Source organism: Xanthovirga aplysinae, from assembly GCF_009711365.1.
GTDB classification, from domain to species: Bacteria; Bacteroidota; Bacteroidia; order Cytophagales; family Cyclobacteriaceae; genus Xanthovirga; species Xanthovirga aplysinae.
The window spans coordinates 1-10,858 of the sequence record NZ_SMMB01001193.1 but is presented as its reverse complement, the minus strand read 5'-3'; the positions used below and the strand labels follow the sequence as shown (position 1 = coordinate 10,858).

The window sequence follows — 10,858 nt, the reverse complement described above, 5'->3', positions numbered from 1 at the left end:
CCTTAAAGATTCTTCTTGTGCTTTTAACGGGGATTTTAAAACTTAGATGATTATTTTCAAATTAAATCACCTTAATTAAGTTTTAAGATCTAAAAAACCTTAATCTTTTCATCCCTTAAATGACAAAAACCAGCTTAAAAAATGCTGGTCTTTTAAAGAAATCTAATTTAAACTCCAATTGATATTACAACAAAATAATTTCGAATACCTTTATTGCTCAATTCATACAGTTTTCAACTTTTGATCAAATATGAAGATCTTCGGATATCAAACCCGGAATTCCTAATTTTTGATTCGAAATTTCCTTTATTAACCTTCCGCGGCCGCTTTATGCACTTCTCTATCTAGACTGGCCTCAATTTGAGGAATTGAATTAAACAGCTGCTCATAGGAATCAATAACAAAATAACGATCCTGAAATACATCTTTTCTATAAGGAGTATTTAAAATCACATCCACATCATATGGAAGATGTTTAGCCTCTTCGCTTAAACAATATTTGGATTCCCCTGCAGATGATAATATTCCTGCACCATATATTTTCACATTCCCTTCTTCTTTTATTAGTCCAAACTCCACCGTAAACCAATAAATCCTTGACACTAATTCAATCGCATAAGCATTTCCTACATATCTGTGCCCCAAACGGCTAATTTCAACTAAAAAATCGGTAAATGGCTTATTTGTTAGCAAAGGAATATGACCAAAAGTATCATGGAACATATCCGGCTCTTCCAGATAATCAATTTCTTTCAATTTTCGAAACCAGGTACTTGCTGGAAACTGCTTATTTGATAACAACCTAAAAAATGGCTCTTCGGGAATTAAGCCTGCGACAACAAACAACTGCCAACCTGTAGTTTCCTTTAGCACTTTGTTCATGTCTTCAAATTTAGGGATAGCATCTGGATTAAAACCGAAAAGCTCCACACCATGTAAATACGCATTACTCGCTGCCCCCGGCAGGTTCTTCATTTGTCGCTCATAAAGTAGGTTCCAAACTTTAAAATCGTCAGCAGTATACTTATCATACTCCTGCTTCATCCGTTTTAATTCTTCCATAATCTGAAAAGTTTAGGCTTTCTTCTTCCTAAAAAATTAAACGATGCAAAATGACATTAGTTAATATCTAATTATTTCCTTCCTCCTACTCTTCTCCTCAAAAAACAGGACCCTAAAAATAGGCATAAAAAAAACCTGAGTCCAGGGAAAGAATCAGGTTCTAAAGGGTAGGGTATTTACCGAACGTCCCCAAAAAGGGGAATTCCCCAAATATGATAAAAAAGAAACCAAGGCTCCTATGTAGCTCTTCCAAGCTAGCACTTTTTAAAAATTCATAAAAACCTTTCTTAATGTCAAAATGCATCTATTCAAGTAATTTATTTATGATAACATTATTTAACCCGGTGTAACCTCTATATCAAATAGGAATAAACCTGGATTCTAAGTCTCCAAATATACATTTTTAGATGCGTTTTCCCAAAATTGAAAGAAGAACAGTTGAACCTTAAACCCTAATTCTAATAATTTCATTAAAAACGAAGGCCCATAAAAAACACTAGAACAAAGAAGGATCTTCCCTTAAACCACCTTTCAAATCCATTCCATAATCATTTAATAAATAGGGACCTAAATGAAAACTGACTACTGTTTTTCCTTAGATCTTCTGTTTTGAACATCTTTTATAGTAATTTTATCCGAAATAAAGCTGGCCTCACCAGAAAAGGCTCTTTTCAAAAAAGAATAAATTTTCGAGAGGGGAAAATCAAAATCTTAAGTCTTTCCAGGGAAAAATTTCTCCCTGAAAGAAACTTTTTAATTTTTAGAAATTTTTGATTGACCACAGTTTTTAAGGCTTTGGAAAAAATCAGTGATTTGAAATATTAAATTTAATTACTTAATCCTTTGATATTCCTTTGCCTGTGTTTAATCATTAAGGGCTTTTAAGCAAAAGAATTTTGAATACTTCACTTTTTGAACAACCTTCTGCTTTGTCTTCGGTAAAAGTTTACGTAGATGTAATTTTACCAGTACCCATTCCCAAATTGTATACCTATCAATTAGGAATGGAGTGGAAAGACCAAATCGGAGTTGGTTTTCGAGTGATTGTTCCTTTTGGCAAGAAAAAAATTCTAACGGGAATCGTTGGAAAGATTCATAAAGAGGCCCCCCAAGCCTATCATCCAAAAATGGTTTTGGAAGTATTAGATGAAGAAGCAGTGGTCAGCAAACAGCAACTCCAATTGCTTCATTGGGCGGCAAATTATTATCTCTGCCCTATAGGTGAAGTTTTAAATGCTGCCCTTCCTTCTGGTTTAAAACTCAGCAGTCAATCTCGAATACAACTGCATCCGGAATTTCAGTTAGAAACTAGTCAAAACACATTTTCTTTCAAAGAAATTCGCTTATTAGCAGCCTTAAAGCATAACGACACCCTTTCCTATCCGGATGTAGAAAAAATTTTGGAGCAAAAAAATTTTTATCATGTCCTCAACTCTCTAATCAAAAAAGAGGCTATACTGATATTCGAAGAAATAAAAGAAAAATACAAGCCCAAGGTAGTCAAAAAAATCAGACTAAAGGAGCAATTTGCGATTAACCGAGAACAATTGCAGGAGTTATTTGGGACTCTGGAAAAAAAGCCAAAGCAACTGGATGTCTTGCTTCATTATTTACAAAGAGTTAATGTACTACAAGATCCCACCTGCAATAATTCTGGCCTATCTCGCAAGGAATTGGTCGACAGTGGGGTTTCCACCTCCTCTTTAAATACACTAGTAAATAACGGTATCATGGAAGCTTACGAAGAAATCGTAAGTCGCTTTGGAAGCATCCCTTTTTCTTCGGAACAAAAAATCGTACTAAACGAAGCCCAAGAACATGCCAAACAAAATATTTACAATCAATTTGAACAAAAAGACACGGTTTTACTGCATGGCATAACCGGGAGTGGGAAAACAGAAATCTACATTCAAATGATTCAGGAGGCCATAGAAAGCGGTAGCCAGGTTCTTTACCTACTTCCGGAAATTGCCTTAACCACTCAAATCGTAGGACGATTGCAAAAAGTCTTTGGGGATAAAATGGGAATTTATCATTCCCGATTTTCTGACAACGAAAGAGTAGAAGTCTGGAAAGGAGTCCTCAGTGGGGAGTTCCCTTTGGTGGTAGGAGTTCGATCATCAGTTTTTTTGCCTTTCAATAATCTAGGATTGGTCATTATAGATGAAGAGCATGAAACTTCTTATAAACAACAGGAGCCTTCGCCTCGATATCACGCTCGAGACCTGGCACTCATGCTTGCGTACTTTCATCATGCAAAAAGCCTCCTTGGATCAGCAACCCCTTCCATAGAATCTTACTACAATGCCCGAAGTGGCAAGTATGGCCTAGTTACTATTGACCAAAGATATGGTGGAGCCGAACTACCAGAATTAAAAACAACGGACATTCTTCAAGAACGAAAGCGTAAAACACTCCAAGGCGATTTTTCTTCCGAGTTAGTCAGCTTAATTTCTGAAACTTTAAAAAAAGGAGAAAAAGCAATTATCTTCCAAAACCGAAGAGGGTATGCACCCTACTTATCCTGTGAAGATTGTAGTTGGATTCCCGAATGCCAAAGTTGTGCGGTGAGTTTAACGTATCATTTGTATAGCCATGAGCTGAAATGCCACTACTGTGGCCATAAAGAAAAACCACCTGTAACCTGTCTTGCTTGTGGTTCTTCCAAATTAAAGATGGTAGGTTTTGGCACAGAAAAAATAGAAGAAGACCTTCACTCTTTATTTCCCGAAGCTAAGGTACAACGGATGGACCTAGATACCACCAGAAGAAAATATGGTTATCAGCAAATTATAGATGATTTCTCCAAAGGAAATATTGATATTTTAGTGGGAACACAAATGATCAGTAAGGGACTTGATTTTGACAAAGTAAGTCTGGTAGGCATTGTCGATGCGGATCGAATAATTAACTTCCCAGATTTTCGTGCTCATGAAAGGGCTTTCCAAATGATTACCCAGGTAAGTGGAAGAGCAGGAAGAGGAAATACAGGAGGAAAAGTGGTCATTCAATCGGCTAAAATTGATCAACCCATATTACAAAAAGTACTGCAGCAAGATTATTTCGGTCTTTACCGAGAAGAGATTAAAGAACGTAATCAATATAAATATCCCCCCTTTGTAAGATTGATAAAAATCTCCATAAGGCATTTCGATCAGAATGTTTGTGAAAAAGCTGGCAGAGTTCTTGCCAATATTTTAAAAGAAGACCTTGGCCATAACCGTGTTATGGGTCCTACTGAACCGTTTATTGCAAAAATTAGAAACCAATATAGGAGGGAAATTCTAATAAAACTTGAGAAAGGGATCAACCTGGCAAAGGGTAAAGAAAAAATTCAAAAAGCCAGGGAAGAAATATTACAAGATAAAAACTTAAAAGGTATTTCAGTAATTATCGATGTCGATCCTTTTTAATTCAAATATATTTAAATAAACCCTATTCCTACATTATAAACTGATTTACAAATACTTAAAAATAAAATCAAACTCAGGTTTTAAGATTAAAACTCCTTTAATTCAAGCTGAATATCCAAAAACTCTTTTAAATTTGCAGGATTAACTTTTTTACTAACGCCCAAGCATGAGACGATTTTTTCTTTTTTTCCTGTTCGGTCTATTTTCACTTTATAGTTTAAGCGGCTGTGAGGAATGCGAAGACTGCAGCAATATTTATCATGAACCTTTTGTTAATGTAAAGTTTCTCAATAAAACTAAAATTAACGCCTTAGCTGATCAAATTAAGGAAAAAGAAGAAGAATTGAAGCTTCTGGATGAAGAAGACCCTGTGGCAAATGCGGCCGATATAGAAAATATTGAGAAAGAAATTTCAGATTTGAAAGACGAAAAAGCCGATTTTGAAAAAGGTTGGACCAAACTAGATAAAATCATAAATCTCGAGACAGGAATAGAAATCACCAAATTTGATGAAGAAAAAGAAATTCTAAGAACTTTTCAGTTTCCTTTATTAATGCCAAACCCTGATCAACTTCCAATAGATTCCTATACCACAAAATATTTAATCTTATTAAAAGATGAAGCAATGGGAATAGATATTGAAGACGAGCTAAGGGTTTACTATCGAGTTGAGAGAGAAGGAGCTGATGTAGTGGCCAAAGGCATCAATTTCGTCGATATTTATACTGATCGAACCCCAGTAAACCCCGAAAATGAAGACCAGGCCACTGATCAACAAACTATTATTTTTTCTAAAGCGACAATAAACCCTGAGGAGGTTTGTAATTATTGCTACAGCCATGAGACGACGATTACATTGGAATATTAAATTTTTATTTTTGTTGGTGGGGATATTACCTGTTCATTTAGCTAAGGCACAGGATGAAATTCCTTTACCCCAGGAAGAGGAAGTTCCAAATCCTTATTGGATTCAAGGAATAGAATTAAAAACAGATTACCTTAAGTTTGCTTCATTGCTTTTGGATACAGAAGAAAAATATGAAGCCGGGGTAAATGTTTTATTAAAACATAATTTCGCCTTGTCTTTCGAATATGGAATAGCCCAACTGACCCCTGATAAACCCTATTTAAATACAACCTTCATTACTGAAGGTGAATATTACAAGGTGGGACTCCAATACCGTATTCCACTGGATAAGAAAAATGAAATTTTTGTTGGAGCAAATTACGGACAAAGCACTTACGACGAAAAAGCCAATTTTAAAATCGAAGGTTCACTAAATGATGATTTTACTGAGAATTTTGATTGGAAAAATTTAAAGGCAAACTGGGGAGAGATTATTATTGGTTCTGAAAGAAAATTATTTGCGGGCCTAAGAGCCGGTATGCTATTGCGTTTCCGAATTCTTGCCTCCGCCCCGACTTTTGATCCGGTAAACACCTACAACATACCGGGTTACGGAAGAAGATTCAATAACACTGTACCTGCGGTCAACCTATATTTAAAATACAGAATCAACTTTAAACCCAAAGATTAGGTCAGTTAAGAAGGAAAATGGTGTCCAAAAACAAGTAATTTCCAGGAAATTGCCCCAGTTGATGGGGTGAGAAGGATTTAGACAATAGGGTGTAATTAACAAGCCTGAACTTTCATTTTAAATAAAACAGCTGGTATTTCTTAACTATCCATAACTCTTAATTTTCCCCAATCAGCAAAAATCTTATGCAGGAATCCCTTTCTTTATCCGAGCTCAATCAATTGATTCAATTAGCACTTAATGAACAATTGGAACCCACCTATTGGGTAGTGGCAGAAATCGGAGAAATGAAGCGGAATCATAAAGGTCACTGCTACATGGATCTGGTGGAAAAAGAAGAGGAAAAGATAATTGCCAAGGCCCGGGCAACCATTTGGTCATATGAATTTTACAACATTAGCAGATGGTTCGAGTCCATCACCCGCCAGGAATTGCAGGAAGGGATGAAGATTTTGGCCAAGGTAGTGGTCCAATACCATCAAGTTTTTGGCTTAAGCCTGAACATAAAGGATATTGATCCCCAATATACACTAGGAGAAAGAGCACGAAGAAAACAGGAAGTAATCAACCAACTACTTGAGGAAGGAGTCTTTGACATGAATAAGGAAGCAGACATGCCCTTTTTCCCTCAACGGGTTGCCATTATAAGCTCTCCTACCGCAGCGGGCTACGGAGACTTCATGGACCAACTTCACCATAATCCTTACGGTTATAAATTTCACACCAAGTTATTCCGAGCAACCTTACAAGGCGATCGAGCGGCAGATTCCATCCTTGAAGCCATACATCTGGTGCATGAAAGTCTTGATGATTTTGATTGCCTTTTAATTCTCAGAGGAGGAGGTGCTCAGGTGGACCTGGATTGTTTTGATACTTACCAAATCGCTGCCCATACAGCCCAATTCCCTATTCCAGTTATCACGGGCATTGGTCACGAAAGAGATGAAACCATTACTGACATGGTTGCCCACACGGCTGTAAAAACGCCTACAGCTGCTGCAGAATATCTCCTTGGGAAAGCCATGGCTGTAGATGAACAGTTGAATCAACTAACTGATAGAATCCAGGGATCAAGTAAACAAATTATTCAGGACCACTGGAATTTGATAGACAAACTTACTGATCGGTTAAATTATGGAGTAAGACATGAAATCCAAAAAGAAATACATCGCACGGAAAAACTAGGCCAAAATCTCCAACATTCCAGCAGACAATTACTACAAAAAGAAGAAAACACTAATACTCAATTAAAACATCGCCTGATCTATTCCAGCCGAAATTTGATTCGAGAATCAGGACAAAAGTTAGGCGAGCTAGAAAAACATTTAAACACTCACTCCCTGCTATTTTTAAATCAGCAGAAACATCAATTGGAAAAACTTCAACAACAACTCCAATTATTGGACCCTATCAATGTTTTGCGAAGGGGATATAGCATTACCACCTTAAATGGAAAAATCCTGCGAGAAGTGGAAGAAATAAGGTCAGGGGATGAATTAATGACCAAAACAGACATACAATTAATAAAAAGTATTGTAAAGGAAGCAGAGAAGGCTATAAATGATTAATGGCCCAATCATAACATTTTTTAAAAACTTATGAGCAAACAAAAATTTAATTATAAGGAAGCCATAGAAAAAATTGAAGGCATAGTTGAAAAAATTGAAAATGGGGAACCAAATGTAGATGAGCTTTCAGGAATGGTAAAAGAAGCACTTTCGCTTTTAAAAAAATGTAAAGCCAAATTGAAGAAAACCGAAACAGACATTAATACAACTTTAGATGAGTTGGAGTAATTTTAAAAAAGAATAAACAATTAATATTAAATAATGAATGGTAGAGGCGTATTATTTGCGTCTCAAAGTTCTTCCGTCCATAAGATATGATAATTCAAGGATTTTAACTCCACACAAAGACAGTCCAGAACTATTTCCCTTACAATTTTTAAAGTAGAAATTGAGATTATTAATGAAATTAGCTGGAGGTTTCTAATACCTCATTATCGATGGAAAAATGTAAACCAACATTCTCTTTTCGTTCTTTGGCAGCAGAAATAATAAGATATGTGATATTAATTAAATTTCGAAGCTCACAAAGAGGGAGAGAAAGACTTGTCTTTCGGTAAAGGGCCTCCGTTTCCTCAAAAATAAGGGCGGTACGTGCAAAAGCTCTATTCAACCGTTCATCAGAACGAACAATACCTACATAATTACTCATTACGGCCTGCAAATCACTCCTACTTTGAGAGATTAATACCATTTCCTCTGCTACTGTTGTTCCCTCTTTATTCCACTGCGGAACTCCGATTTGAAAATCCGTATGATCAAACAATTGAATAGCAGTTTGACAAGATTCATGGGCATAAACAGCTGCTTCTAACAAAGAATTAGAAGCTAAACGATTGGCTCCATGTAATCCGGTATATGTACATTCTCCACTTGCCAATAAATTATGAATGGTAGTTCTTCCTTTTTTGTCCACCTCAATACCCCCACACATGTAATGAGCAGCTGGGGCCACAGGTATCCAATCTTTGGTAATGTCTACCCCATATTCAAGGCATTTTTGAAATATGGAAGGGAAATGATTGTTCAACTCGTCCTGAGAAATATCAGAGGCATCTAACCAAAGGTGTTCCTGTCCTCCTTTTTTCATTTCAGCATCTATGGCACGAGCCACGATATCTCTTGGTGCTAAAGAACCACGGGAATCATACTTTTTCATGAAATTTTCTCCCTTATGATTCCTTAGAATAGCTCCCGCTCCTCTTAAAGCCTCTGTTATTAAAAATGCATGCCCCTTTTGGGTAGGATTATAAAATGCGGTAGGATGAAATTGCACAAATTCCATTCCCTTTACTTCTCCTTTTGCCCGATAAGTCATTGCAATTCCATCTCCGGTAGCAACAGAAGGGTTTGTGGTGGTCCGGTAAACCTGCCCTACCCCACCTGTTGCCAACAGAGTTACCTTGGCTAGAATAGTTTCAACCTCTCCACTGATTTTATTTAAGGCGTAAATCCCAAAACATTGCTTATCGGCCCTGTTCCTAGTTACTTTTTCTCCTAAATGATGTTGGGTAATTAGATCAATTGCAAAAAGATGATTTAATAATTCAACATTTTTCCTTTTCTGGACCTTCTCCAGTAAAGCTCGCTGAATTTCCTTTCCTGTGATATCTTTATGATGTAAAATCCGGTGATCAGAATGTCCTCCTTCTTTTGCCAGGTCGTATTGGCCATCTTTTCCTTTGTCAAAGTTAGCTCCCCAACGTATCAGTTCATTAATTCGATCTGGCCCTTCTTCGACCACCATTCGAACTACTTCCTCATCATTCAAAAACGCACCTGCAACTAATGTGTCCTCAATGTGCTGCTGGTAGGAATCTTCTTTATCAATAACAGCTGCTATTCCTCCCTGAGCATATTGGGTATTGCTTTCAAACTGTTCAGCTTTGGTCAAGATACAAATATTTACATCTCGCTTTTTGCTTTCAAAGTGTTCACATAATTTCAATGCATAACTCAGACCAGCAATTCCAGAACCGACCACTAAGAAGTCAACTTTCTTCATCTCGGACAGCAATAAGGGTTATAAAAAAGTATTTCAATAAGAGCCAATCTAATTTTTTCATTTTAAAGGAAAATTTTTAGACCTGCTCCTAATATCATCACCAACAATGAACAAGGTAAGAAGGGAATCCTCAAAATTTCATCAGGACAAATCAAACATCTTTTGAATGGCTTTGGCTGCCTTTATTCGAATCTCTTCCGTTACTTGCACTTCAGGATATTCATACTTCAAACAATTATATACCTTCTGCATAGTATTCATCTTCATAAAGGCACATTCGCTACAGGCACAAGTATTATCTTCCTTTGAGGGTGCAGGAATTAAGGTTTTTCCCGGTACTGCCTGCTTCATTTTATGCAAGATTCCTGCTTCTGTTGCTACAATGTACTGATCGGATTTATCTTCTTTCACATGCTTTAACAAGGCAGCGGTGGAGCCCACAAAAGAAGCCGTCTGCAATAAATGCATTTCCGATTCAGGGTGAGCAATAATTTGTGCTTGAGGATACTCTTTATGCAATTCGAGCAATTTATTCATAGAAAAGGCCTCATGAACTACACAGGCACCATCCCACAACAACATGTCCCTTCCTGTCTCCTTCATGATATATCTTCCCAAATTACGATCAGGAGCGAAAATAATTTTTTCTTCCTTAGGAAGGCTATTCACAATTTTTAAGGCATTTGAAGAAGTGACTGTAATATCTGTATAGGCTTTAACCTCCGCAGAAGAATTAATATAGGTAATTACCGTATGATCAGGATGAGCCTCTACAAATTCTTTGAATTCTTTAGCAGGAGCAGCCTCTGCCAACGAACAGCCGGCATTAAAATCAGGCAGGATTACCTTCTTTTTTGGATTAATGATTTTGGCAGTTTCAGCCATAAAATGCACTCCAGCAAACAGGATAATATCGGCATCCACTTGGGCAGCCTTTTGAGAGAGGGCCAAACTATCTCCCACAAAATCAGCAATATCCTGAATAGCGGGTTCCTGATAGTAATGCGCCAATAAAACGGCATTTTTTTCTTTTTTCAATTTTACTATTTCCTCGGCAAAATTGATATTTTCTTTTTCCGGTACACTAATATAGCCTAATTGATCAGCTGTGGCTTTGATAGCTTCGGTTAACATATTTATGCTAGTTTTAACCAAAAATTAGTCGCAATCTAAATTCTTAAAAAATTTAACGCTTTTTCATTCATGCAATTGTTCACAAACAATTACTACATCTTGGATTCAATAAGGTAAACGAAAACCCTAAATCCCATTACA

8 protein-coding genes are annotated in these 10,858 nt (G+C 36.7%); 5 read left to right on the top strand and 3 right to left on the bottom strand.

All coding sequences use genetic code 11. From position 1 onward, the window contains the following. Positions 1-309: 309 nt before the first annotated feature. Positions 310-1,062, bottom strand: coding sequence for a phenylalanine 4-monooxygenase (locus tag E1171_RS16315; protein WP_155207119.1), 753 nt, complete (start codon positions 1,060-1,062; stop codon positions 310-312). Between the two features lie 896 nt (positions 1,063-1,958). On the opposite strand from E1171_RS16315, the gene priA reads away from it, so the two are divergent. The 5 genes from priA to xseB all read left to right on the top strand — a co-directional run bounded on the left by priA (position 1,959) and on the right by xseB (position 7,809). Continuing rightward, complete coding sequence (priA, locus tag E1171_RS16310; protein ID WP_155207118.1) at positions 1,959-4,475, top strand: replication restart helicase PriA; 2,517 nt, start codon at positions 1,959-1,961, stop codon at positions 4,473-4,475. A gap of 166 nt (positions 4,476-4,641) precedes the next feature. Continuing rightward, positions 4,642-5,343: a hypothetical protein gene (locus E1171_RS16305; protein WP_155207117.1), complete on the top strand. Its 702-nt coding sequence runs from the start codon at positions 4,642-4,644 to the stop codon at positions 5,341-5,343. After that, a complete protein-coding gene (locus E1171_RS16300) occupies positions 5,315-6,013 on the top strand; it encodes a DUF6048 family protein (RefSeq protein ID WP_155207116.1) in 699 nt (232 codons plus the stop codon). Before E1171_RS16305 ends, E1171_RS16300 begins: the two co-directional genes overlap by 29 nt. A gap of 185 nt (positions 6,014-6,198) precedes the next feature. Then, positions 6,199-7,581: an exodeoxyribonuclease VII large subunit gene (xseA, locus tag E1171_RS16295; RefSeq protein WP_155207115.1), complete on the top strand. Its 1,383-nt coding sequence runs from the start codon at positions 6,199-6,201 to the stop codon at positions 7,579-7,581. Between the two features lie 30 nt (positions 7,582-7,611). Then, positions 7,612-7,809: an exodeoxyribonuclease VII small subunit gene (xseB, locus tag E1171_RS16290; RefSeq protein ID WP_155207114.1), complete on the top strand. Its 198-nt coding sequence runs from the start codon at positions 7,612-7,614 to the stop codon at positions 7,807-7,809. Positions 7,810-7,987: 178 nt separating this feature from the next. Here xseB and nadB read toward each other — a convergent pair whose 3' ends face one another. Together nadB and nadA are read right to left on the bottom strand one after the other, a co-directional pair. Next, on the bottom strand, positions 7,988-9,583 hold the full coding sequence (gene nadB / locus E1171_RS16285; RefSeq protein WP_155207113.1) for an L-aspartate oxidase: 1,596 nt from the start codon (positions 9,581-9,583) through the stop codon (positions 7,988-7,990). A 141-nt stretch (positions 9,584-9,724) separates the two neighbouring features. Next, entirely contained in the window at positions 9,725-10,717 is a 993-nt protein-coding gene (gene nadA, locus E1171_RS16280; RefSeq protein WP_155207112.1) for a quinolinate synthase NadA, read from the bottom strand. Between the last annotated feature and the right edge of the window lie 141 nt (positions 10,718-10,858).